The sequence below is a fragment of the Paenibacillus sp. FSL H8-0548 genome, assembly GCF_038630985.1.
Lineage (GTDB): Bacteria > Bacillota > Bacilli > Paenibacillales > Paenibacillaceae > Pristimantibacillus.
On record NZ_CP152049.1, the window covers coordinates 15,001 to 37,854 of the forward strand.

General features: G+C 45.4%; 25 protein-coding genes, 2 rRNA genes and 1 riboswitch (1 of these 28 only partly in view). Of the genes, 25 read left to right on the forward strand and 2 right to left on the reverse strand.

Annotation, left to right across the window (positions count from 1 at the left end):
- Both MHI37_RS00060 and rrf read left to right on the forward strand, forming a co-directional pair.
- Positions 1-1,552: ribosomal RNA gene (locus MHI37_RS00060) — 23S ribosomal RNA — on the forward strand (it extends 1,381 nt beyond the left edge of the window).
- A gap of 100 nt (positions 1,553-1,652) precedes the next feature.
- Positions 1,653-1,769, forward strand: a 5S ribosomal RNA gene (gene rrf, locus MHI37_RS00065).
- A 104-nt stretch (positions 1,770-1,873) separates the two neighbouring features.
- Here the strand turns inward: rrf and MHI37_RS00070 are convergent.
- The gene (locus MHI37_RS00070) at positions 1,874-2,404 is read right to left on the reverse strand and encodes a hypothetical protein (protein ID WP_076338488.1); all 531 of its coding nucleotides are present in this window, start codon (positions 2,402-2,404) and stop codon (positions 1,874-1,876) included.
- A gap of 230 nt (positions 2,405-2,634) precedes the next feature.
- On the opposite strand from MHI37_RS00070, the gene MHI37_RS00075 reads away from it, so the two are divergent.
- The 10 genes from MHI37_RS00075 (at position 2,635) to rsmI (ending at position 10,093) form a co-directional block, all read left to right on the forward strand.
- Positions 2,635-2,826: a sigma factor G inhibitor Gin gene (locus MHI37_RS00075; RefSeq protein ID WP_076338489.1), complete on the forward strand. Its 192-nt coding sequence runs from the start codon at positions 2,635-2,637 to the stop codon at positions 2,824-2,826.
- Between the two features lie 104 nt (positions 2,827-2,930).
- Positions 2,931-4,421, forward strand: coding sequence for an aminotransferase class I/II-fold pyridoxal phosphate-dependent enzyme (locus MHI37_RS00080; protein ID WP_076338490.1), 1,491 nt, complete (start codon positions 2,931-2,933; stop codon positions 4,419-4,421).
- A gap of 118 nt (positions 4,422-4,539) precedes the next feature.
- On the forward strand, positions 4,540-5,196 hold the full coding sequence (gene tmk / locus MHI37_RS00085; RefSeq protein ID WP_076338491.1) for a dTMP kinase: 657 nt from the start codon (positions 4,540-4,542) through the stop codon (positions 5,194-5,196).
- 117 nt (positions 5,197-5,313) lie between these two features.
- Entirely contained in the window at positions 5,314-5,643 is a 330-nt protein-coding gene (locus tag MHI37_RS00090) for a cyclic-di-AMP receptor (RefSeq protein WP_076338492.1), read from the forward strand.
- 16 nt (positions 5,644-5,659) lie between these two features.
- Positions 5,660-6,103 carry a YaaR family protein gene (locus tag MHI37_RS00095; protein WP_076338493.1) on the forward strand — a complete coding sequence of 148 codons (444 nt, stop codon included), beginning with the start codon at positions 5,660-5,662 and terminating at the stop codon, positions 6,101-6,103.
- Between the two features lie 33 nt (positions 6,104-6,136).
- A complete protein-coding gene (gene holB / locus MHI37_RS00100) occupies positions 6,137-7,114 on the forward strand; it encodes a DNA polymerase III subunit delta' (RefSeq protein ID WP_076338494.1) in 978 nt (325 codons plus the stop codon).
- A 3-nt stretch (positions 7,115-7,117) separates the two neighbouring features.
- Positions 7,118-7,921 carry a stage 0 sporulation family protein gene (locus MHI37_RS00105; protein ID WP_076338495.1) on the forward strand — a complete coding sequence of 268 codons (804 nt, stop codon included), beginning with the start codon at positions 7,118-7,120 and terminating at the stop codon, positions 7,919-7,921.
- 62 nt (positions 7,922-7,983) lie between these two features.
- On the forward strand, positions 7,984-8,385 hold the full coding sequence (locus MHI37_RS00110) for a DNA replication initiation control protein YabA (RefSeq protein WP_076338553.1): 402 nt from the start codon (positions 7,984-7,986) through the stop codon (positions 8,383-8,385).
- A gap of 113 nt (positions 8,386-8,498) precedes the next feature.
- A complete protein-coding gene (locus MHI37_RS00115; RefSeq protein ID WP_256710629.1) occupies positions 8,499-9,215 on the forward strand; it encodes a tRNA1(Val) (adenine(37)-N6)-methyltransferase in 717 nt (238 codons plus the stop codon).
- A 35-nt stretch (positions 9,216-9,250) separates the two neighbouring features.
- Entirely contained in the window at positions 9,251-10,093 is an 843-nt protein-coding gene (rsmI, locus tag MHI37_RS00120) for a 16S rRNA (cytidine(1402)-2'-O)-methyltransferase (protein WP_076338554.1), read from the forward strand.
- Between the two features lie 129 nt (positions 10,094-10,222).
- Here the strand turns inward: rsmI and MHI37_RS00125 are convergent, their stop codons facing one another.
- The gene (locus tag MHI37_RS00125; RefSeq protein WP_054025791.1) at positions 10,223-10,477 is read right to left on the reverse strand and encodes an AbrB/MazE/SpoVT family DNA-binding domain-containing protein; all 255 of its coding nucleotides are present in this window, start codon (positions 10,475-10,477) and stop codon (positions 10,223-10,225) included.
- Between the two features lie 271 nt (positions 10,478-10,748).
- Between MHI37_RS00125 and MHI37_RS00130 the strand changes: the two genes are divergently transcribed.
- The 13 genes from MHI37_RS00130 to glmU all read left to right on the forward strand — a co-directional run bounded on the left by MHI37_RS00130 (position 10,749) and on the right by glmU (position 22,748).
- Positions 10,749-12,050 carry an HD domain-containing protein gene (locus MHI37_RS00130; protein ID WP_076338496.1) on the forward strand — a complete coding sequence of 434 codons (1,302 nt, stop codon included), beginning with the start codon at positions 10,749-10,751 and terminating at the stop codon, positions 12,048-12,050.
- A gap of 17 nt (positions 12,051-12,067) precedes the next feature.
- Positions 12,068-12,841 carry a TatD family hydrolase gene (locus MHI37_RS00135; RefSeq protein ID WP_076338497.1) on the forward strand — a complete coding sequence of 258 codons (774 nt, stop codon included), beginning with the start codon at positions 12,068-12,070 and terminating at the stop codon, positions 12,839-12,841.
- A 184-nt stretch (positions 12,842-13,025) separates the two neighbouring features.
- Positions 13,026-13,206: riboswitch (cyclic di-AMP (ydaO/yuaA leader) on the forward strand.
- Positions 13,207-13,454: 248 nt separating this feature from the next.
- Positions 13,455-14,603 carry a 3D domain-containing protein gene (locus MHI37_RS00140; protein ID WP_076338498.1) on the forward strand — a complete coding sequence of 383 codons (1,149 nt, stop codon included), beginning with the start codon at positions 13,455-13,457 and terminating at the stop codon, positions 14,601-14,603.
- Positions 14,604-14,727: 124 nt separating this feature from the next.
- Positions 14,728-15,276: a ribonuclease M5 gene (gene rnmV / locus MHI37_RS00145; RefSeq protein WP_076338556.1), complete on the forward strand. Its 549-nt coding sequence runs from the start codon at positions 14,728-14,730 to the stop codon at positions 15,274-15,276.
- A 4-nt stretch (positions 15,277-15,280) separates the two neighbouring features.
- Entirely contained in the window at positions 15,281-16,210 is a 930-nt protein-coding gene (rsmA, locus tag MHI37_RS00150) for a 16S rRNA (adenine(1518)-N(6)/adenine(1519)-N(6))-dimethyltransferase RsmA (protein WP_076338499.1), read from the forward strand.
- A gap of 70 nt (positions 16,211-16,280) precedes the next feature.
- The gene (yabG, locus tag MHI37_RS00155; protein WP_076338500.1) at positions 16,281-17,165 is read left to right on the forward strand and encodes a sporulation peptidase YabG; all 885 of its coding nucleotides are present in this window, start codon (positions 16,281-16,283) and stop codon (positions 17,163-17,165) included.
- A gap of 536 nt (positions 17,166-17,701) precedes the next feature.
- Positions 17,702-17,977, forward strand: coding sequence for a Veg family protein (locus MHI37_RS00160; protein WP_076338501.1), 276 nt, complete (start codon positions 17,702-17,704; stop codon positions 17,975-17,977).
- Between the two features lie 151 nt (positions 17,978-18,128).
- Complete coding sequence (locus tag MHI37_RS00165) at positions 18,129-18,314, forward strand: small, acid-soluble spore protein, alpha/beta type (RefSeq protein WP_076338502.1); 186 nt, start codon at positions 18,129-18,131, stop codon at positions 18,312-18,314.
- A 137-nt stretch (positions 18,315-18,451) separates the two neighbouring features.
- Entirely contained in the window at positions 18,452-19,306 is an 855-nt protein-coding gene (gene ispE / locus MHI37_RS00170; protein ID WP_076338503.1) for a 4-(cytidine 5'-diphospho)-2-C-methyl-D-erythritol kinase, read from the forward strand.
- An 82-nt stretch (positions 19,307-19,388) separates the two neighbouring features.
- A complete protein-coding gene (gene purR, locus MHI37_RS00175) occupies positions 19,389-20,216 on the forward strand; it encodes a pur operon repressor (protein WP_076338504.1) in 828 nt (275 codons plus the stop codon).
- Positions 20,217-20,272: 56 nt separating this feature from the next.
- Positions 20,273-20,671, forward strand: a complete 399-nt coding sequence (locus tag MHI37_RS00180) for a RidA family protein (protein WP_076338505.1) — start codon at positions 20,273-20,275, stop codon at positions 20,669-20,671.
- A 130-nt stretch (positions 20,672-20,801) separates the two neighbouring features.
- Positions 20,802-21,083, forward strand: a complete 282-nt coding sequence (gene spoVG / locus MHI37_RS00185) for a septation regulator SpoVG (RefSeq protein ID WP_028609566.1) — start codon at positions 20,802-20,804, stop codon at positions 21,081-21,083.
- Positions 21,084-21,350: 267 nt separating this feature from the next.
- Entirely contained in the window at positions 21,351-22,748 is a 1,398-nt protein-coding gene (gene glmU / locus MHI37_RS00190) for a bifunctional UDP-N-acetylglucosamine diphosphorylase/glucosamine-1-phosphate N-acetyltransferase GlmU (RefSeq protein ID WP_076338506.1), read from the forward strand.
- Positions 22,749-22,854 lie beyond the last annotated feature (106 nt).

Genomic DNA, 22,854 nt, shown 5'->3' on the forward strand with positions numbered 1-22,854 from the left:
CTCAGGGTAAGTCGGGACCTAACGCGAGGCCGAAAGGCGTAGTGGATGGACAACAGGTTGAAATTCCTGTACCACCGAAGATTGTTTGAGCAATGGGGTGACACAGAAGGGCAGTGACGCGGACTGATGGAATAGTCCGTCTAAGCAGTGAGGCTAGTGTGTAGGCAAATCCGCACACTATAAGGCTGGGCTGTGATGGGGAGCGAAAATTACAGTAGCGAAGGTCATGTACTCCGGCTGTCAAGAAAAGCCTCTAGTGAGATCTAGGTGCCCGTACCGCAAACCGACACAGGTAGGCGAGCAGAGTATGCTAAGGCGCGCGGAAGAACTCTCGTTAAGGAACTCGGCAAAATGACCTCGTAACTTCGGGAGAAGAGGTGCCTCGGTAGGGTTTATAGCCCGAGGGGGCCGCAGTGAAAAGGCCCAAGCGACTGTTTAGCAAAAACACAGGTCTGTGCGAAGCCGTAAGGCGAAGTATACGGGCTGACGCCTGCCCGGTGCTGGAAGGTTAAGGGGAGCGGTTAGGGGTAACCCGAAGCTGTGAACCGAAGCCCCAGTAAACGGCGGCCGTAACTATAACGGTCCTAAGGTAGCGAAATTCCTTGTCAGGTAAATTCTGACCCGCACGAATGGCGTAACGACTTGGGCGCTGTCTCAACGAGAGATCCGGTGAAATTTTAATACCTGTGAAGATGCAGGTTACCCGCGACAAGACGGAAAGACCCCATGGAGCTTTACTGTAACTTGATATTGAACTTTGGTACGATCTGTACAGGATAGGTGGGAGCCTACGAAGCATGAGCGCCAGCTTGTGTGGAGGCACCGTTGGGATACCACCCTGATCGTATCGGAGTTCTAACCTAGAACCGTGAAACCGGTTCGGGGACCGTGTCAGGTGGACAGTTTGACTGGGGCGGTCGCCTCCTAAAATGTAACGGAGGCGCCCAAAGGTTCCCTCAGAATGGTTGGAAATCATTCGCAGAGTGCAAAGGCATAAGGGAGCTTGACTGCGAGACCTACAAGTCGAGCAGGGACGAAAGTCGGGCTTAGTGATCCGGTGGTACCGAATGGAAGGGCCATCGCTCAACGGATAAAAGCTACCCTGGGGATAACAGGCTTATCTCCCCCAAGAGTCCACATCGACGGGGAGGTTTGGCACCTCGATGTCGGCTCATCGCATCCTGGGGCTGAAGTAGGTCCCAAGGGTTGGGCTGTTCGCCCATTAAAGCGGTACGCGAGCTGGGTTCAGAACGTCGTGAGACAGTTCGGTCCCTATCTGTCGCGGGCGCAGGAAATTTGAGAGGAGCTGTCCTTAGTACGAGAGGACCGGGATGGACGTACCGCTGGTGTACCAGTTGTTCCGCCAGGAGCACCGCTGGGTAGCCAAGTACGGACGGGATAAGCGCTGAAAGCATCTAAGCGCGAAGCCCCCCTCAAGATGAGATTTCCCAGTATGTAAGACCCCTTGAAGACGACGAGGTTGATAGGTTCGGGGTGGAAGCACAGCAATGTGTGTAGCTGACGAATACTAATCGGTCGAGGGCTTATCCTAAACACGTTTACTGTGACCCATACATCCGGTAGACAGCAGCAGAACAGGTTTTCAGCAAACCTACCTTTCGTATCCAGTTTTCAGCGTGCAACACGCTACGTTTGGTGGCGATGGCGGAGGGGAACCACGCGTTCCCATACCGAACACGACCGTTAAGCCCTCCAGCGCCAATGGTACTTAGACCGCAGGGTCTTGGGAGAGTAGGACGTCGCCAAGCACGAGAGACCTATCGCATGTTATGCGATAGGTTTTTTGTTTGTTTCAAGTGAATAAACAAACAAAGGCCTTAGGTGCTCTATACGAGCATCTAAGGCGTTTTTGTTAACGGTGGTAGTATGATGCTTCTCTAGATTCAAGGCGAAGGACACCGTCTTTCCGTTCCTTACGAAAGGAGTAGGAGAGGAGCATGCGCGGCATCAGCAGCCATAAATGCCAGCTGACAATGCTGATCATTAACGATTCCTTAATCCAAGGATAGAGAAGAGCAATAGAGCAGAGGCCTATCCAGAACATATGGCGATGGACACGGCGGAATAGCTGCAGCTTAATATCGTTAGCTGGTTTAAAGCCAATCCAAGGTGGTGTTATTCGCCAGACCCATTTTCGATCCACTGCTTCATCTACACGGATAAAGGTTAGAAGTATAATAACGATATGAATAATTTGTACGACTGCAAAGCCGAATAGCCATGAGAACAATCCATCCATTTGATACATGAGCATTTGAAAAGCTAGCAGGATCGCTGCAATGAGCAAATGACTCTGAATGAGTTCTGGGCGAATGATTGTGCGTTTGACCAGCTGGTATTGATATATCGTAGCATTTTGTTGATCAGATAGTTTGTTACGCATTTGGAAACGTCCTTCCGCCCTTGATTACAGTAACTCTCCATAACTATATCGGCATTTGTTTGTCATCTGTCCATAGTTTCAGTGAAACATTTTGGATCTGTAGTAACCATAAGCCTATATGCAGCATAGGATATATAAATATTTGAAATCTGCTATGAAACAAGTATAAATAGATAGACTATGTGCAATAATAATAGCTATATAGGATCGAAGAGAAAGCGGGGATTGCCATGAACGATAATCGCGAGCATAAATGCAATATTTGCAATGAACAAAAGGCTGAAGGACAGGGGATTCGAGTGGTGTCTGGCTTTATATGCGAGACCTGTGAAGAGGAAATGGTGCGAACAGATGTGAAGGATGCGAAATACCCCTTTTTCATTCATCAAATGAAGCAAATATTTCTTGGCGAAAATGCTTGAGCAGATTCTGATAACAGAAGCTGCTCTTTTTTTGTATTCTTTTTCGGGTACAATAGAAGTACTGCGAAACGAGGATATTTAGTTGAAAGGAATGACCTATTATAATGAAGCCTTTTTTTGCGCCGCTCTTTGAAGCACTGCATAATCATGCATCGAGTGAGCCAGTTAGCTTTCATGTACCAGGACATCATAATGGAGAAGCATTAAAGCAATCATTAGGTATAAACGACCCAATCTATAATCCATTTGAGTATTTTCATAAATTGATGCAGATTGATGTCACTGAGCTTTCAACGACCGATGATTTGCATCATCCTGAAGCATCTATAAAGGAAGCACAGCAATTAGCCGCAAAAACGTTTGGCGCAGAGGAAACCTTTTTTCTAGTGGGAGGCAGTACTTCTGGCAATATTGCTTTGCTGTTAGCGCTCTGTGAGCCGGATGATATGATCATTGTTCAGCGTAATGTACACAAATCGGTTCTAAACGGCTTAAGGCTTGCAGGAGCAAGGGCTGTCTTCTTATCCCCGCAAATAGATGTACATTCAGGATTGGCTACAATACCTAGCATAGAGCAGGTGAAAGAGGCACTTATCTTATATCCAGAAGCAAAGGCTGTTTTTTTATCAAATCCGAATTATTATGGGATGGGTGTAAAGCTAGGGCCATACGCTCAGGCTGTTCACGATCACCATATCCCTATCCTAGTTGATGAAGCGCATGGTGCGCACTATGGCTTCCATCCTTCGTTTCCTAGGTCCGCTTTATCTGAGGGTGTAGATGCAGTCGTGCAATCAGCACATAAGACGCTGCCAACCTTAACGATGGGTGCCCTTCTTCACGTGCAAGGAGATAGAATACCTATTCCTTCACTTCGTGAGTCGTTAGCAATGATTCAAAGCTCAAGTCCTTCATTTCCTATTCTTGCCTCGATTGATATTTCCCGAGCAATGATTGATACGTTAGGACCAGCCTTGTTCGAGAAAAGTACAGCCTCGGCAAACGCTTTTCGCCGGTGGCTGAGGGAGCAATCAACGACAATACGAGAGCTAAACACTGTGGGGGATAGGGGGAGTGAGCTTCTTATAGACCCACTACGCATCGTATTGTACGATAGCAGCGGTCAGCGGACGGGCTATGAGCTTCAGAAGCAGTTTGAGCAATATGGATGCTTCGCAGAGATGGCAGACCCCCGGTATGTAGTTTTAGTATTTGGAATTGAAACATCAATAAATGATACGCAAAGGCTCCAAAAAGCGGTTGAATCATTTGGCAACCAGAATAGTGGAGAGAAGCTAGCGGCAAAAAAACAACCGGATGCGATGAAAGTCCTTGCGTTAACAAGCTCTGAGCCTGTCTCCTTTGGAAGGAATTTATTTAATAACCAAGCAAAAAAGCGTATGCCATTAGAAGCAGCAGAGACAAAAATGTCGGCAGAAATGGTCATACCCTATCCGCCGGGAATTGCAATTCTGTATCCCGGAGAGAGAATATCAGCTGAAGTTATTGCGCAAATCCAGTATTTGGCTGAAAATGGTGCGAAATTTCAAGGTGCGGAAGATGTCGGAATGACTACAATATCTGTTTTTGAGTGATAAGTGGAAGCGGCAGAGGAATTATTAATGGTAAACAATTCTTCATTGTACAAGGCTGAAAGGCTTTGTTAATATAGAAGAAAGTATAGTTAACATAAATGTTAGGAGCAGCCTTGGTTTGAGAAAAGGTGTATTCATTACTATAGAAGGCGGCGAAGGAGCCGGCAAATCGACACTAATTGAGTTGCTTTCGAATAAGATGCTTCAAAGGGGAAAATCGGTCATTACGACGAGGGAGCCTGGAGGAATTCCGATAGCAGAGAAAATACGTGCCGTTATATTGGATCGTCAGCATGTGACGATGGACGGCAGAACAGAAGCGCTGCTCTATGCTGCTGCGAGAAGGCAGCATCTAGTGGAAAAGGTGTTACCCGCATTAGAGGAAGGCAAAATTGTGATATGCGATCGTTTCGTTGACAGCAGTCTAGCTTATCAGGGCCATGCACGCGGACTTGGGATGGAAGAGGTATGGGCTATTAATCAGTTTGCAATCCAGGATCTAATGCCTGATTTGACCCTATATATGGATGTGTCTCCTGAAGTAGGCTTGAGCCGAATTGCACAGGCAGCAGAAAGAGAGATCAATCGGTTAGATCTTGAGAAACATTCCTTTCATGAAAAGGTGAGGGAAGGATATTTAATGCTTCTGCAGCAATATCCGGAGCGAATTACGCTGATAAATGCGGAACAAAGTCCAAAACTGGTATTTCATGACGTTTTAACAGCAATTGATGAGCGTTTTGCAGGATTTTTTGCAACCGATGTCAAACTTTAATGTATAGGCTTATTTTGTGGTAGACATGAATGAGCTTCTACGGAAGATTCTACAAGGTGAGTTACAATGAGCAAGCTCTCAATAACCTATTCTAATAGTAGTCCAGGAGGAATGAAGATGAAATTAGTAATTGCGGTTATTCAAGATAAGGATAGCAACCGACTGTCGAACTCGCTTGTACGTGAAGGCTTTAGAGCAACAAAGCTGGCAAGTACAGGCGGATTTTTGAGAGCTGGAAACACCACCTTCATGATAGGTATTGAAGATGAGCGGGTACATGAGGTACTGCAAGTCATCAATTCCAATTGCAAGGTGCGTGATCAATTGGTTACTCCCGTATCGCCTATGGGCGGCTCAACCGATTCCTACATCCCATTTCCTGTCGAGGTACAGGTAGGCGGGGCAGCTGTATTCGTAATTCCAGTTGAACGCTTTGAGCATTTCTGATTGGGTGTGACATAAAATGAAAATTGACCAAGGTTTTCGGCCACTGGGACAAAATAGAGCTAGCAATGACACTTCGACAAATAAAGTTCAACAGAGAAACTTTTCAGATGTCATGTTTCAACAAGAGGCTAATCGCACACAAGAGCAGCTGCAGCAGAAGCTGCAGGATATTCAGAAGCAGGGTGAGCGCCTTGCTAAAATAATGACCGTTCGCGAGCTCAAAATCTATCGTCAGATGATTAAGCAGTTTCTGGAGGATACGGTCAGACGTGGTGTCGTTCTTAAAGAAATTAAAGGGTTTGATCGCAGAGGGCGTATAAAAAGATATAAACTGCTGGATGAGATTGACGAAACACTCATCGCAATGGCCGAGGAATTGCTCGATAGCGAGCAAGGAAAAATCGACTTGCTTAACAAGATCGGTGAAATACGGGGTCTTCTTATTAATTTATTATTCTAATGAGAAGCGAGCAGGGAAAGGTTAGGAACCGTTATGAGCCTTGAACAAATTACAGGGCAATGGAAAGCTCAAAAAATATTAAAGCATGCGCTGGAAAGTGGTAAAATTTCTCACGCATATTTGTTTAATGGGCCTTCAGGAACCGGCCGCGTGGCGATGGCACGCGAATTTGCTAAAGCATTGTTCTGCACCGAAGACGGTGCTGACGCATGCGGAGAATGCTTGGAGTGCAGAAAGTTTAAGCACGGTAACCAAACCGACTTAACGATTATTGTACCTGATGGCCAATCGATAAAAATCGACCAAATTCGCGAGTTGCAGAAAGACTTGTCTTATCGAAACAGCGGTATGAAGCGAAAAATTTATATGATTGAGCAAGCGGACAAAATGACGCTGCAAGCGGCGAATAGCCTATTGAAATTTTTGGAAGAGCCGTTATCGCCTGTTGTCGCTATATTGATTACTGATAATGGACAAGCAGTGCTCCCTACCATTCGATCTCGAACGCAGTGGGTACCTTTTTTGCCGATGTCGCCGGAGAGTATGCTGCAAATTTTAATTAATGAGGGTGCACCGTCAACTTTAGCCCGAACTGTTGTACATTTAACATCAGGATTAGATGGTGCGCGAAAATTTCTTGAGCAGAATCAATTTGCAGAAATCAGAACCCTAGTGATACAATTAGGCAAGGAGAGTTTGACCCGATTCACCGCGGCGATGATCACTGCTGGACAACAGCTTTTTAAAACAGATTTAGTGGAGCATATTCAATTGCTGTTGTCGTTATTAGTTATATGGTTTAAAGATTTGATACAGTTCCAGGCCGGAAGGCAGGACAACATCGTTTTTATAGATCAGTTGGAATGGATAGGCAAGCATGCTTTTAATCGATCGATCGCAGGCTGGGTGTCCTGCATAGAGCATACGTTGGAAGCGAGTAAGCGTATGCGCGCAAATGTTACGCCTCAGCTCGCATTTGAGCAACTATTGGTAAACTTACAGGAGGGCTAATTCTTGTATAATGTCATCGGTGTTCGCTTTAAGAAAGCGGGCAAGATCTATTACTTTGATCCGGTCGAGCATCCCGTGGATAAGGAGCAACATGTTATTGTTGAAACAGCACGCGGTATCGAATATGGTAAAGTGGTGGTGGGACAGAAGCAAGTCGGTGAATCGGATGTCGTTCTTCCTCTTAAGAAAGTGATTCGCATTGCAAGTGATGTTGACGCGAAGGTTGTGGATGAAAATCGTGCAGCAGCCAAAAATGCGTTCTCTACTTGTCTTGAGAAAATAAAGGGTCATGAGCTTCGTATGAAGCTTGTTGACGTCGAATTTACGTTTGACCGCAATAAAATTATATTTTACTTTACAGCAGAGGGCCGAGTTGATTTTCGTGAACTCGTTAAGGATCTGGCAAGCGTATTCCGGACTAGAATCGAGCTCAGGCAAATCGGGGTTCGTGACGAAGCGAAGATGCTCGGTGGTATTGGTCCTTGTGGACGGGTGCTATGCTGCTCTTCTTGGCTGGGAGATTTTGAACCGGTGTCCATCAAGATGGCTAAGGATCAGAACCTTTCGCTTAATCCTACGAAGATCTCAGGATTATGTGGTCGTCTCATGTGCTGCTTGAAATATGAGCATGACAATTACGAAAGTATTCGTGAAGAATTACCGGCCATCGGCAAATTCGTTGTTACCTCATATGGTGAAGGTAAAGTTACTGGTATTAACACATCCACCAAAAGCGTGTATGTACAGCTATTTGATACACCAGGTAAACCGAAAGAACTGTCGATGGATGATGTCGTCATCAAATAAGCGGCACAGTGTAACTGTCACGAGTGAGGTTGCACTTGCGCTTGAAGCTCTGGGGTGGGAACTTGGAGAAGAACAATATTTTTGCGAAGATGGACGAGCTGGATAATCAAGTAGGAGTCTTTCATAAGGAGCTTACAGAATTGAAGCAGAAGGTAAAAGAGCTGCTCGAGGATAACAAGCGTCTAAGTGAAGAGAACAATCAGCTGCGTCAGTTGTTTAAGAGAGAAGCAGAGCTGGAGCGTGAGGTTGACAAAGCGCCAAGCAAAGGTAAAAAATCGGGAGCGGTTCAAGAGGTACAGCCCTTAATAGACAACGTGTTTGTAGATTCAAGCGTAGCTATTGGGGAAGGCCACGATAATTTGACCCGGTTGTATCATGAAGGATTCCACATTTGCAACGTATATTACGGGCATTTGCGGACGGAGGGTGACTGTTTGTTCTGTCTATCCTTTCTAAATAAATAGTGGAATCCGTCTCGACATGCCGTCCTTGCCGCAAAGGGCGGTATTTTTATTCGTAGATAAGTATGAATGGAACGAAATCATGATGAACAAAGGAAAAAGGAGCGGCTTAAATCGTGTCGGAACAAATAATTTTAGCAGAAAATGAACGCCTTGATGACTTAATGACAGTATCAGGCTTGAAGATTATACAAAGTCGGGAGGTATTCAGCTTTTCGCTTGATGCAGTACTGCTCTCACGCTTTGCTAGCGTGCCGAAGTATGGTCGTATTGTCGACTTATGTTCTGGCAACGGCGTTATTCCAATGCTTCTCACTACACGAACGAAAGCACAAATTGATGCAGTTGAAATTCAACCTAGATTAGCGGATATGGCGAGAAGAAGCGTTGCGCTCAATCAATTGACGGAACAGATTAACGTTATTGAGCAGGATTTGAAGCTTTTTCCGAAAATTGCGGGTAATGGTGTTTATGATGCGGTAACAGTCAATCCTCCCTATATGCCGATAACGGCAGGAGAGCAGAACGAAAATGAGCATTATGCAATTGCTAGACATGAGATCCATTGCACGCTGGAGGATGTCGCTGAGGCGTGCTCACGGTTAGTCCGGCCTGGCGGGAAAGTAGCGATGGTTCATCGTCCTTCACGTTTGCTTGATATTGTGGAGACGATGCGTAAATGGAGGCTGGAGCCGAAACGGATTCAGTTTGTTCATCCTCATGCGAAGGCAGAGGCTAATATGGTATTAATAGAAGCCATTCGTGATGGGAAGCCTGATATTAAGCTGCTTCCACCGATTATGGTGTATGAGAATGGGGTGCAGATCGTTTGAATGTACAGAAAAGCTTCGCGGATACTGCAAGCGGAATGCCTGGAAGTCTGTATTTAGTTGCAACACCTATTGGAAACTTGGAGGACATGACCTTCCGTGCAATACGCACGTTAAAGGAAGTGGAGCTGATTGCGGCAGAGGATACGAGGCAAACGCGGAAGCTGCTTACCCACTTTGAAATCGGTACTCGCATCGTTAGCTATCATGAACATAACAAGCGTGCTAGTGGACCTGAGCTAATTAGGCTGCTGCTTGAGGGACAATCGATTGCATTAGTCAGTGATGCCGGGCTTCCGGCTATTTCTGATCCTGGTGCTGACCTCGTAAGAGAAGCTGTTGAGAATGATATCCCCGTTATTCCAATCCCTGGTGCGAATGCTGCCTTGTCGGCACTCATTATGTCTGGCTTGCCAACGGAGCGCTTTTTATTCGCCGGGTTTCCTCCCCGTGAACGAAAATCGTTATTAAAGTGGTTGAAGGACATGCAGGCGCAAAAAGGAACCCTTCTATTTTATGAGTCACCTCATCGTATAACCAAAACACTTGAAGTACTTCAGGAAAGCTTGGGCGACCGTTCAATCGCTTGTGTGAGAGAGCTGACGAAACGTCACGAGGAGGCCGTTCGCGGGCGTGTTTCAGAATGTATAGAATGGTTTGCAGAGCATCCACCACTCGGAGAGTTCTGTATCGTAGTGGAAGGGTCTGAGGGGATTGGGGCAAGTGAACAGCCAATAGCAGCTGAGTGGTGGTCAGAGCTTAGTCTTGATGCTCATGTCGCTCATTATGAGGAGCAATATGACCGGAAGGAAGCTATTAAGCTGGTTGCCGTAGATCGCGGGCTGCCGAAGCGGGATGTATATAATGAGGTAAATAGATAATAAGGGTATGTATAGATAAAAAAGACAAAAAAAAGACCTTCCTGGCCGGGTTTAAGCGCAGGAAGGTTTCAAGGAGTATTAAAAAGGTTAGAATTAATGAGTTCATAAATATATTATAACTGATTTTTTTTATTTTGTCACAGGTGTTGGCATTTCTGATAAACAAACATGACAAACAATTTTACCTTTGAAATAGGATACGTTCTCTGCATTGCCACAGAAGATACATGCAGGCTCGTATTTTTTCAACATAATGCGCTCGCCATCAACGTAGATTTCAAGTGCATCCTTTTCGCCTATACCAAGTGTACGGCGCAATTCAATTGGAATAACAACCCGTCCTAGTTCATCAACTTTACGAACAATCCCAGTAGATTTCATCATAATCTATTATTGCCCCTCTCAAAATGTGTTTCGTCATCGTTCGACATAGTTTTTACTTTTATGAATATAATAATACCAACGTTTACCATAATAGTCAACTAATAAATCACTCTAAAAGAGCTGGTAGGTTAAGTGTTTGACTAGATACAAGGGTCATATTACTCTGTAATAGAATACAACAGCTTCGACATTTTGGAAACTAAATTACGACACTATTCGACATAAGTTTCATTGTTTGTGTCGAAAATATGAACAAAGGAGTAGAGAGACGATGAAGGAACAGCTGACCGAGGAGAAGGTTTTCAAAGATCCTGTCCATAATTATATCTATGTACAAGACCAGACGATTTGGGATTTGATTAACACAAAAGAGTTTCAGCGTTTACGTAGAATACGTCAGTTAGGAACGTCCTATTTGACTTTTCACGGTGCAGAGCACAGCCGATTTTCACACTCGCTTGGCGTATATGAAATTACGCGTAAAATAATATCCCAATTTGAACGAAATGACTATCCCGATTGGCCTGTGGAAGAGAGACTGGTCTCACTTTGCGCAGCACTTCTGCATGATGTCGGCCACGGTCCATTCTCCCACTCCTTAGAAGAGGTTTTCGACACGGATCATGAGGAATGGACTTGTAAAATCATTCTTGAGAATACGGAAATTAATCGGGTGCTGAGAGCTGTTTCAGAGCAGTTCCCTGCGCAGGTAGCAGCAGTTATTCAAAAGACGTATCCAAAGCCGATTGTGGTTAGTCTCATATCCAGTCAAATGGATGCTGATCGAATGGATTATTTGCTGCGAGATGCTTATTTCACCGGTGTGAATTATGGAACGTTTGATCTGGAACGGATTTTACGGGTATTGCGTCCCTATAAGGGGCAAATTGTCGTCAAAGAGAGCGGTATGCATGCCGTTGAGCATTATTTAATGTCGCGCTATCAAATGTATTGGCAAATTTATTTCCATCCCGTTACCAGAAGCTCTGAAATTATATTACGCCAAATATTTCGTAGAGCGCAGGAGCTTTGTGTGGGTGGCTATGCTTTTAACTGGAAGATGCCAACAGCATTTGTAGCTTTGCTTCATAATACACTGACAGTAGAAGATTATTTGAAACTGGATGAAGCTCTTGTTCAGACGGTTTTTATGCAATGGGCAGAGGAGAAGGATCTGTTGTTAAGTGATCTATGCGATCGTTTTCTCAACCGCCGATTATATAAGTACATAACGATAAATAACCCTGATGAAGCGCAGTTGAATGAGATCAGCGATTGTCTTTCTTCTATAGGAATGTATCCGGATTATCATATGGAGATTGATTTTCCGTTCGACCTTCCGTATGACGTATACCGACCGGATAAAAAAGAGGGAGAAAAGAAAGAAAAAGCGCCGATTTTGTTGTTAGACGCAGAGGATAAGGTAAGTGAAATATCTGCTAAATCCGACATCGTTCGCTCGATTACGGGACTTCACCAAGGAGAGTATCATTTGTATTATCCGGAGGAGCCGCTCAAAAAAAATATTGACCTGCTGTCAGAAGCGATGAAAAAGCTTTTTAAACTTAACTAAAGGAGCCTTACACCAATATGACATTACTTTTTGATACACATACACACTTAGATTCATATCAGTTCGATGAAGATCGGGATGAGGTCATACAGCGTGCTAAGGATGCGGGCATTCATATGCTCGTTAATATTGGTTTTAACCGTGAGACGATCCCTACAACCATGGCGCTTGCAGAAAAGTATGATTTTATCTATGCGGCAGTTGGTTGGCATCCGGTAGACAGCATTGATATGCAGCCAGAGGACTTAGATTGGATTGAACGGCTTTGCGTACATGAAAAAGTGGTAGCAATTGGGGAAATTGGACTTGACTACCACTGGGATACGTCACCAAAGGATGTTCAGCAGCGCGTTTTTCGGGAACAAATTCGTCTTGCTCGCAAGGTAGGCAAGCCTATTGTCATTCATAATCGTGATGCTCATGAGGATATTATTCGAATTCTCCGAGAAGAAAATGCAGCAGAGGTTGGAGGGGTCATGCATTGCTTCTCAGGCAGTCCGGAAACGGCTAAGCAATGTTTGGATATGAACTTCTATATTTCGTTCGGTGGACCCGTCACATTCAAAAATGCAAGGGTTCCCAAGGAGGTATTAAAACAGGTTCCGCTCGACCGAATTTTAATCGAAACAGACGCTCCGTATTTGTCCCCTCATCCGTTCAGAGGGAAGCGAAATGAGTCTGCTTATGTGTCCCTTGTTGCAGAGACGGCAGCAGAATTATTAGGCAAAACGGTAGAAGAAATAGGTGCAATTACGACCGAAAACGGGAAGAGATGTTTTCGAATTGTATGAAAACGTGAGGGATAAAGAGAATTACAGACCTTTATTGCGTAAAAACTGATTTTTATAGCGATTATCGCTTAATTATTCCGACTTTATCCTCCTTTTTCGCTTAAATCGTCTTTTATCGTATCTTTACAATTGCCCTCGTATGAGGGTATGATTCATCTCAGAGCTTTAAAATTTTGTATTGGATTTCCAGTTTGCGCTTAATCTCCATTCGGAGAGCGGGGGAACCAAGTACGGTTTTTTGTACCGTATTATGAATTCTTCAGGGGTGAATTTTGAAGCCTTTGCCATGAGCATTGTGTAACGAACAGGGTGACTCTCTTGCCCGAACCCGACAGCTAACCTCGTAAGCGTTATAGAGAGTGATCAACCTCGTGCATCCATTTTTCTGTATCCCAGTGTGAGCAACTACCGGGAAGCCACGAAACAGATCCTCTGTCGACGGCTTCTTTTTATTTTCGAATAATCAGGAATTTGTCGACATAGGGTTAAAAGATGGGGGTGGGAGGATCGATAGCAGTACTGGATTGCGTGCTTGCACGCCAATATACTATAGTCGCGTCAGTTGTATCATGCGTAACACTTGGCGGCGGGGCTATGAAGGAGGACCGATGAAGTGGGAATAATCCAGGTTAAGGACACCCATGGGAAACGATCATCCAGCATGTCTTTCGCATTGCGATGGAAGCGTGAAAACTTGCGTTTGATTCTTTTGAGTGCTATTATCTCAATCGCTATGACTTTCATGTTTTTGGTGTTGTTGTACGGAACGGCTGTCAAAAGCGTCTCCGTAGTAGTGAACGGACAAGAAACCATTGTAGAAACGAAGCAATGGGTCCTGCAACGCCTACTGGATGAACAAGCTATCGCAATTGGACCACATGATGAGGTGTCCATACCGCTTAATGCGGCAATAAAGGACGGAGATCGTATTGAGGTCACTCATGCGATACCGGTAATTGTGAAAGCTGATGGCAAGACCTCTACTGTGTACACGACAGAGAGAACAGTGCAGGCAGCGATCGAGGAATTAAATATTCCAGTTCGTGAACAAGATAAAGTAGTGCCTCCGCTTGAAACGGCAGTTGATACGGAATTAACGGTAACTGTTGTACGTGTAGATACGAAGGTTTCTGAAACCGAGCGTACCATGCCATTCTCTATCGTGAAGAAGCAGGATCCTACGCTGGAAGCGGGTAAGGAAAAACTCGTGCAAACAGGTAAGGAAGGGCTTGTTGTAGAACATATCGAGAAGCAGTATGAGGACGGAATTCTCATTTCGAAGACAATGGTCAACAAGGTCGTTGAGGCGGCTGCGGTGGATCAGGTTATTGCGATCGGAACGAAGAAGGCTGAGCCTAAAGTAACTGTGCTCTCGAATAAAAGTCCAAGCGTTGCCACACTGACAAAGAGTGGTGTAACGTTTAACGCAAAGACTACACTTAAGAATGTCACTTTGACTGCTTATTCGGCAGGTGTTGCTTCGACAGGCAAGGATGAAGATCATCCGGAATATGGAGTAACAGCATCAGGCACAAAAGTAAAAGAGGGACGGACGATAGCGGTCGATCCTAAGGTTATTCCGATAGGCTGGTGGGTCTATATTGAAGGAATCGGTTTCCGTCGCGCAGAGGATACGGGAAGTGCGATTAAGGGCAACAAAATCGATGTATACTTTGATAGCAACGCAACAGCAAATAAGTTTGGCCGGAAGAAGGGCTATACGGTCTACGTGTTAGGGCCTAATAAACCTACAGCGAGCTGATGAATGGGTTACCATCATCTTATCGTATTTATCAATTAAATATGCCATCATAAGGAGAGGCCACGCCTCTTCTTTTTGCATGTTTGCGGGCATATTTAAAATAAGGCTGAAGGGAATGGTCTTGATGATCAGAGAGATCATTGTCGTTGAAGGAAAAGATGATACCGTTGCAATAAAGCGAGCGGTTGATGCAGATACCATCGAGACAAACGGTTCTGCTATAGGCAATGATGTGCTTAAACGTATTGCACTTGCGAACGAGCGTCGCGGTATCATTATTTTTACAGATCCAGATCACGCAGGGGAACGTATCCGCAAAATAGTGGCTCGTCATGCGCCGGGGTGCAAGCATGCCTTTTTGCCGCAGGAGAAGGCTATGTACAAAGGGGATATCGGCATTGAGAATGCGAGTCCAGAGGCCATTCGAGCGGCACTATCGGAGCTACGCACAGAGTCAGTGGACGAGGCAGGAGAAATTAGCTGGGAGGATCTGATGGATGCAGGCTTAATTGTACATCCTGATGCGTCTAATCGGCGCCTCGTTATGGGCAAGCTTCTTGGTATAGGCTATGCGAACGGCAAGCAGTTCTATAAGCGTTGTACAAGCTTCCGTATTAGTAAGGCTGAATTTACAGAGGCATATCGGCAAATGGAAAAGGAACTGGAGGGATAGCCTGATGAGCGAGCAAGAGCAATTGGAGCAGCAGGGCAAGGAAAAGGTGAAACGAGTCTCGATTGAGGTGGCTACGCCAAAACGGACCAAAGAGATCATTGCGAAATACGGCTTCTCCTTCAAAAAAAGCTTAGGTCAAAACTTTCTAATCGATCAAAATATTTTAAATAATATCGTTGCGGCTGCCGAGCTGGACGAAACAAAGGGTGCCCTAGAGATTGGACCTGGCATCGGCGCGCTCACACAGCGGCTAGCAGCATCTGCGGGCAAGGTAACGGCTGTGGAAATCGATAATCGGCTAATTCCTATTTTAAAAGAGGTACTGGCTGATGAAGAGCATACGACGGTTATTCATGGCGATGTGCTGAAGCTTGATCTGAAGGCGTTGTTCAAGGAGCAATTTTCCGATGTATCAGGTGTCAGTGTCGTTGCCAACCTTCCTTATTATGTTACCACCCCGATTCTGATGAAGCTGCTTGAAGAGCGTCTGCCGCTTGAGCATATTGTTGTCATGATTCAGAAGGAAGTAGCTGAGCGGATGGCGGCAAAGCCAGGAGGCAAGGAATATGGAAGCTTAAGCGTTGCTGTGCAATACTATTGTGTGCCTAAGCTCGTTTGTATGGTGCCGCATACGGTGTTTATACCGCAGCCTAATGTCGATTCGGCTGTTATTAAGCTATCCCTGCGCGATAAGCCGGCTGTCGATGTGCCCGATGAGAATCATTTTTTCCGTGTCGTCCAAGCCAGCTTTGCACAGCGCCGGAAAACACTGGCGAACAATTTGACTGCTTTTGTTGGCAAGGAGCGGCGTGAGGCGCTGACGGAGATGCTTCTAAAGAACGACATTGATCCCATTAGACGCGGGGAGACGCTCTCGCTTGAGGAATTTGCGCGAATTAGCCGCAGCATGCTGGAAGCCGGCTGGGGCGCTTAGGTTGTTTCAGCATAAAATACACACCTTTCTCGTCGAACGCCCATAGGATAGACGAAGAGGTGATTTACCCATGAAGCAAGGGGACCTGGTCGTCCGCAATTCGTATGGCGGTGACGTGCTATTTAAGGTTGAGGATGTTCGATCACAAACTGCTATTCTGAAAGGCACGGACTACCGATTGCTTGCGGATGCTCCGATTCCTGATCTGTCGGTTGTACGTGATCCAGAATCAACGAGAGCGGTGCAGCAAGTTCGAATTAAAGTAAATGATTCGCTGAAACGTATGCATTCGGAGCGAGAACGCCAGGCGTTAGAGAACGAGGATAACATTCGGCATGCGATGCAGCAGAGCCAGCCATTTTTTGAGGTGCCTGGAAAGGTGCTTCATCTAGACGGTGACGGAAACTATTTAAAGAAGAGCATGCAGTTGTATAATACGATGCATGTTCCTTCTCATGGCCTTCACGTGCATGAGTCCCAAATGGCTGATGTGCTGTACCGACTACTGCCGCAAATTCAACCTGATATTGTCGTAATTACTGGTCATGATGGTGTATTGAAAAATCGTGCACAAATGGATCTCTTTAGTTTGAGCAGCTATAAAAACTCCCAGCATTTTGTTAATGCGGTTCGTGTTGCTCGTGATTATGAAAAAAATCGCGATGGACTAATTGTTATCGCGGGCGCATGCCAATCACATTTTGAAGCACTGCTGCAGGTGGGGTCTAATTTCGCAAGCTCGCCGGGCCGTATTTTGATTCATGCTCTCGATCCTGTTTATATAGCCATTAAAGCAAGCTATACGTCCATTAAGGACACGATAAACTTATCTGATGTTATTCATGGCACGATAAGTGGAATTGATGGTGTAGGCGGGATTGAGACAATGGGACGCTTCAGAGTAGGTTTGCCTAAGCCTAAAATAACAGCTTCCACATCAGTATTGAAACGATAGCCATGAGATACATCCTGTCCTTAGACAAGGACGGCGACAGCCGTTTCACCTTGTTGTATAGGAAACTATGCATTCTCCGAACCTGTTGATAATGATGCTTTGGCAGCAGCAGTGAGCAGCTAACGAAAGCTAACGGAAGCCAGCGACGCTAAAGTTGCATTTTGGGTTAGCATCACATTTTAACGGAACAGGGAGACGCTATTCCGCAGAAATGAAGCGAGATCGTGCGTGTAGGGTACAAATAGAGGCCTGTGCTTCTGTTAGAATCTTGAAACGAAAAATAAAGGCGATTTAGCGTCTTTGGTTTCCGTTAGAAGTGTGAGCTGACGCGACTGCGATTTCCAATCATCCGTAAAGGTGATTTTGTTCAGCAACTTCTTAATATGTATAATTTTCGCTGAATTATCCGTAGAATTTAAAAAATGGGTGAAATCACCGTTGACAAGTAAATATTCCTACTGATATAATATTTCTCTTTGTTTGACAACCCGCCTCTTTTTGGTTATAATGGACAAGGAAAGAGGTGGTAGTGGACAATGGCAAAAAATGCGCTATTGGATATTAAACGCAGCTTGGAAGCTCATGTTGGCTCCAAAATCCGACTTCGAGCGAACGGTGGACGACGTAAGACCATCGAACGAACCGGTACATTGGAAGAAACCTACCCTTCTGTTTTCATTGTTAAACTGGATGAAGAGCAACATGCGTTCAAGCGTGTCTCTTACAGTTATGCGGATATACTGACGGAGTCAGTTGAAGTGACCGTATGCAATGATGAAGGTCAAGTCCGTATTGCGCATTTGCAACATTAGATGATATATAGCCTAGTCAGGCATGTGAGCGCAGATCATCTGCGCTCTTTTTTTCATGTATGGTCCAATTCGGAATGAAGCATACTACGTGTGCAATCGTTACAGACGTTTATGCTTAATCAAATTTCGTTCAGATTCGGAGGTCATGAGGATGGGGCGCAGAAGACGCGGCATAATGTCAGAGCAGTTAAAATATGAGCTGGCCAAGGACTTAGGATTTTACGACACGGTTCAGCAAGAGGGCTGGGGCGGCATACGAGCGAAGGATGCCGGAAATATGGTTAAACGTGCCATAGAGCTAGCAGAACAAGCTGCTGCAAGAACGAATCAACCGTAACTATAACCTGATATTTAGGCATGAAAAAGCTAAGCAGATCGCAATCCGAAATGATCGGTTGTCATCTCTTAGCTTTTATTGCGTTGGTTTGATATAATGAATGCTTAAGCTTATGAACGAACGGGTGAACTTATAAAATGAAAATTTATGAAAAAGCTCCTGCCAAAATTAATTTGCTGCTCGATGTGCTCCGCAAGCGCGATGATGGCTATCATGAGGTAGAAATGATCATGACCATGGTTGACCTTGCTGACCGGCTTGAGATGGAAGAGCTGCCAAGAGATACGATCATTATTTCAAGCCAAGTTGGCTACATACCGTTAGATGAGAAGAACCTAGCTTTCCAAGCGGCTAGGCTTATTAAAGAGCGTTATAATGTGAAGCAGGGCGTATATATACATTTGGACAAGAAGATTCCGGTCGCAGCAGGACTTGCTGGAGGCAGCAGTGATGCTGCTGCAGCGCTGCGCGGGCTCAATCGTCTATGGAAGCTGGGAATACCAGAGGACGAGCTATGCACCCTTGGAGCGGAGCTTGGCTCAGATGTTCCTTTCTGCGTTACAGGCGGCACAGCAATTGCTCGCGGACGTGGAGAGAAGCTGGAGCATATTGCGGGTCCACCGCAGTGCTGGGTTGTACTCGCGAAGCCGCCAATTAATGTGTCGACAGCAGACGTGTACGGTAAATTTCGGGCTAATGAGCTTAAAGAGCATCCATCTATTCCAAATATGGTTAGTGCGCTTGAGCGTGGATCATTCACGGATATATGCGAAGGACTTGGCAATGTGCTTGAGAAGGTTACGCTTGATACCTATCCAGAGGTGCTGCAGTTAAAGGAAAGTATGATTCGTCTTGGCGCTGATGGTGTCTTAATGTCTGGGAGCGGACCGACGGTATTCGGTCTTGTATCGAAGGAGGCCAAGCTTCCTCGTATTTACAATGGCCTTCGTGGTTTCTGCAAAGAGGTCTATGTGGTAAGAATGCTAACATAGGTCTGACGTTCTTCTTGATTAAATCCGTATAAAAATGTTATATTGACATTATATTATTCGGATTTGGTGGGGGGAGATGTGCTTGAAGAAGTTGAAACGGAGCTCGCGATTGGTAGAAATGACCCAATACCTGTTAAGTCGTCCCCATACGTTAATTTCACTGACAGCATTTGCTGATCGATATCAATCGGCAAAGTCTTCAATTAGTGAGGACTTGGCGATAATTAAAGAAGTATTTGAGGAAGAAGGAATTGGTGAGCTTCATACTCTTGCGGGAGCTGCAGGCGGAGTGAGATATACGCCAAAGATGCAAGCAGCGACAGCACTCACGATTATGACGAGCATATGCCGCCAGTTAGAGCAGCCTGAAAGGGTTCTTCCCGGCGGTTATTTGTATATAACGGATATGTTGGGCCAGCCCGAGCTGCTTGCGGATGTCGGAAGAATGTTTGCGACAGCCTTTGCAGATCGGAAGATCGACGTCATTATGACGGTAGAAACAAAAGGGATACCGCTTGCTCATGCAACGGCAGCCTGCTTGAATATACCTGTTGTCATTGTTCGTCGCGATAATAAGGTGACCGAGGGATCAGCAGTCAGCATTAACTACGTTTCAGGCTCGACGAAGCGTATTCAAACGATGTCACTGGCTCGCAGGGCGATTAAAGAGCAATCGCGTGTTCTTATTATTGATGACTTCATGAAGGCTGGCGGAACGATTCAGGGCATGATGGATTTGCTGTTTGAATTTAAAGCTACCGTAGCGGGTGTAGGCGTGTTTGTAGAATCCGGCGAGGTAGAATTGGAGGAGCGGCTTCTTGAGGATTATGTGTCGCTTGCTAAGCTAACTGCTGTTGATATGAAGACGAAGCAAACGACAGTCGTTCCGGGGAACTATTTTAAAGCATAAAGCGATAATGAGTAGTGCAGTTGTACAACATTTTGAAATGAAGGGCTGGGACCAACATGACTAAGAAGCAACAGCTTCAAGTAATTGCTACGGACAAAGCGCCTGCAGCAATTGGACCGTACTCTCAAGCGATAAAGCTGGGGGGACTATTGTTTACTTCAGGACAAATTCCACTCGATGCGGCGGGTCAGCTTGTAGAGGGTGGTATTGAGGAGCAAACCCATCAGGTGTTTCGCAATTTGGAGGCTGTGCTGGCTGAGGCAGGTGCCAGCTTTCAGGATGTTGTGAAGGCGACTGTATTTATGAAGGATATGAATCAATTTGCAACGGTAAATGGTATCTACTCTTCCTATTTCGGAGAGCATAAACCGGCTCGCTCAGCGGTTGAGGTAGCAAGGCTGCCAAAGGATGTTCTTGTCGAAATAGAAGTGATTGCATCGACATTTGTCGAATGACAACGAAAAAGATTCGTTTCGAAAAAAATATTTTAAATTATGCATGAAATTACCAAAAAAGTAGAAGGAATTGGCACAAAAACGTGGAAGTATACACCAAGTCTCTGATAGACAAAGGTGGTGAACACAAGTGCAAATTACTGATGTCAGACTCCGCCGTGTAAATTCCGAAGGGCGTATGAAGGCCATCGCATCCATTACTATTGATAATGAATTCGTTGTTCACGATATTCGTGTCATCGATGGAAACAATGGAATGTTTGTTGCAATGCCAAGCAAACGTACTCCGGATGGAGAATTTCGGGATATCGCTCATCCGATCTCTTCGACCACCCGGGAGAAAATCCAGGCTGCTGTTCTCGCTGAATATGAGCGTGCAGCAGAAGAAGTTGCGATTGAAGAAGGCGCTTAACCAAGCAGTTTATGTTTTGGGGTTCATGGAGAAGAGGGCTACGGCTCTCTTTTCTTTTTTTTGAGAACATAAGGGGGAAGAATGGTGCAGTTTTGTTGTACTTGGAAATCCAGTAACATATTCGTATAATGGAATATAATATAGTCAATGTATTGGAGACAGCTCGTAATCTTCTTCGTCTCGCTTGAATTTAGTAGTTTACTATTATTAATTCGTATCACTGCAATTATAATGATTAGTGGATTCAGGTCCAGGGAGGTCTTTGATTTGAAGGTTATGGCAATTGTACTTGCTGCAGGACAGGGCAAGCGAATGAAATCGAAATTATACAAAGTGCTTCATCCGGTATGTGGAAAGCCGATGGTTGGTCATGTGCTTGATGTTGTGAAACAAGCAAATGCTGAGCGTTCAGTCGTTATTGTTGGCCATGGCGCAGATTTGGTGAAGTCCTATTTGGGTGATCGTGCGGAATACGTACTGCAAGAGCAGCAGCTCGGAACAGGTCATGCGGTTCGTCAAGCAGAGGCCTTGCTCGGTGAAGAGGAAGGTACGACTATTGTGATTTGCGGTGATACGCCACTCGTACAAGCATCTACGATAAGAGCTATGCTGGAGCTTCATGTATCCAGCGGAGCGGCAGCGACTGTGTTGACGGCTGCATTTGATGATCCTACGGGCTACGGACGTGTCATTCGGGGCGAGGACGGTGCGGTACAGCGTATTGTGGAGCAGAAGGATTGTTCCCCTGAGGAAGCGGCGGCAAAAGAAATTAATACCGGTACGTATTGCTTCGACAATAAGAAGCTGTTTGCTGCGCTTGCGAATGTCACAAGCAATAACGCACAGGGAGAATTCTATTTGACGGACGTTATCGGTATTTTCCGTGAAGCGGGACAATCCGTTCAAGGTTATTGTACAACTGATTTGGCGGAAGCCATCGGTGTTAACGACCGTGTGGCGTTAGCTGAAGCAGAGCGCTTCATGCGCGATCGAATTAATCGCAATCATCTGCTTGGCGGCGTCACTTTGATTGATGCTTCATCGACCTATATAGAAGCAGGTGTTCAAATAGGCGCGGATACGATTATTTATCCTGGCACAGTGCTTCGCGGCTCTACGGTGATTGGCGAGGACTGCATCATTGGACCGCAGGCTGACATCGCGGACAGCACGATTGGAAATGGCGTTGCGATAAAATATTCTGTAGTCGCAGAATCTATTGTAGGCGACACAAGCACGGTAGGCCCTTACGCGAATTTGCGTCCAGGCTCGAAGCTTGGCGTAGGCTGCAAGATTGGTGATTTTGTTGAGCTGAAAAACGCATCACTGGATGATGGAAGCAAAGTATCGCATCTGAGCTATGTTGGAGATGCGAAAGTAGGCAAGGATGTTAATATTGGCTGTGGAGCCATTACGGTCAACTATGACGGCTTCAATAAATTTGTAACCGAAATTGGCGATAATGCGTTTGTTGGCAGCAACGTCAATCTAATCGCACCGGTGAAAATCGGAGAGGGCGCCTATGTAGTAGCTGGTTCAACAGTGACCCATGATGTCCCAGCAGGCGACCTCGCTATCGCTCGCGAGCGTCAAGTGAATAAGCCGGGTTATGCGGAGAAGATTCGTGGCCGGGCTAAAGCAAAGAAAGAGAAGAAGCAAACTTAAGCGAGTGAAGCGGGTATAGAAGCAGCAGTAAATTCGAATTTTCGGATTTGCTGCTGCTTTTTTTTATTTAATATGAGGCGTTAAAGTTTAACTTTGGATGGTAGTG

Bases quoted from the DNA above. Each gene is read 5' to 3' on its own strand.
- MHI37_RS00070 (WP_076338488.1), bottom strand. From the start codon at position 2,404: ATGCGTAACAAACTATCTGATCAACAAAATGCTACGATATATCAATAC.
- MHI37_RS00075 (WP_076338489.1), top strand. From the start codon at position 2,635: ATGAACGATAATCGCGAGCATAAATGCAATATTTGCAATGAACAAAAG.
- MHI37_RS00080 (WP_076338490.1), top strand. From the start codon at position 2,931: ATGAAGCCTTTTTTTGCGCCGCTCTTTGAAGCACTGCATAATCATGCA.
- MHI37_RS00090 (WP_076338492.1), top strand. From the start codon at position 5,314: ATGAAATTAGTAATTGCGGTTATTCAAGATAAGGATAGCAACCGACTG.
- MHI37_RS00095 (WP_076338493.1), top strand. From the start codon at position 5,660: ATGAAAATTGACCAAGGTTTTCGGCCACTGGGACAAAATAGAGCTAGC.
- holB (WP_076338494.1), top strand. From the start codon at position 6,137: ATGAGCCTTGAACAAATTACAGGGCAATGGAAAGCTCAAAAAATATTA.
- rsmI (WP_076338554.1), top strand. From the start codon at position 9,251: ATGCCTGGAAGTCTGTATTTAGTTGCAACACCTATTGGAAACTTGGAG.
- MHI37_RS00125 (WP_054025791.1), bottom strand. From the start codon at position 10,477: ATGATGAAATCTACTGGGATTGTTCGTAAAGTTGATGAACTAGGACGG.
- MHI37_RS00130 (WP_076338496.1), top strand. From the start codon at position 10,749: ATGAAGGAACAGCTGACCGAGGAGAAGGTTTTCAAAGATCCTGTCCAT.
- MHI37_RS00135 (WP_076338497.1), top strand. From the start codon at position 12,068: ATGACATTACTTTTTGATACACATACACACTTAGATTCATATCAGTTC.
- rnmV (WP_076338556.1), top strand. From the start codon at position 14,728: ATGATCAGAGAGATCATTGTCGTTGAAGGAAAAGATGATACCGTTGCA.
- rsmA (WP_076338499.1), top strand. From the start codon at position 15,281: ATGAGCGAGCAAGAGCAATTGGAGCAGCAGGGCAAGGAAAAGGTGAAA.
- yabG (WP_076338500.1), top strand. From the start codon at position 16,281: ATGAAGCAAGGGGACCTGGTCGTCCGCAATTCGTATGGCGGTGACGTG.
- MHI37_RS00160 (WP_076338501.1), top strand. From the start codon at position 17,702: ATGGCAAAAAATGCGCTATTGGATATTAAACGCAGCTTGGAAGCTCAT.
- MHI37_RS00165 (WP_076338502.1), top strand. From the start codon at position 18,129: ATGGGGCGCAGAAGACGCGGCATAATGTCAGAGCAGTTAAAATATGAG.
- ispE (WP_076338503.1), top strand. From the start codon at position 18,452: ATGAAAATTTATGAAAAAGCTCCTGCCAAAATTAATTTGCTGCTCGAT.
- MHI37_RS00180 (WP_076338505.1), top strand. From the start codon at position 20,273: ATGACTAAGAAGCAACAGCTTCAAGTAATTGCTACGGACAAAGCGCCT.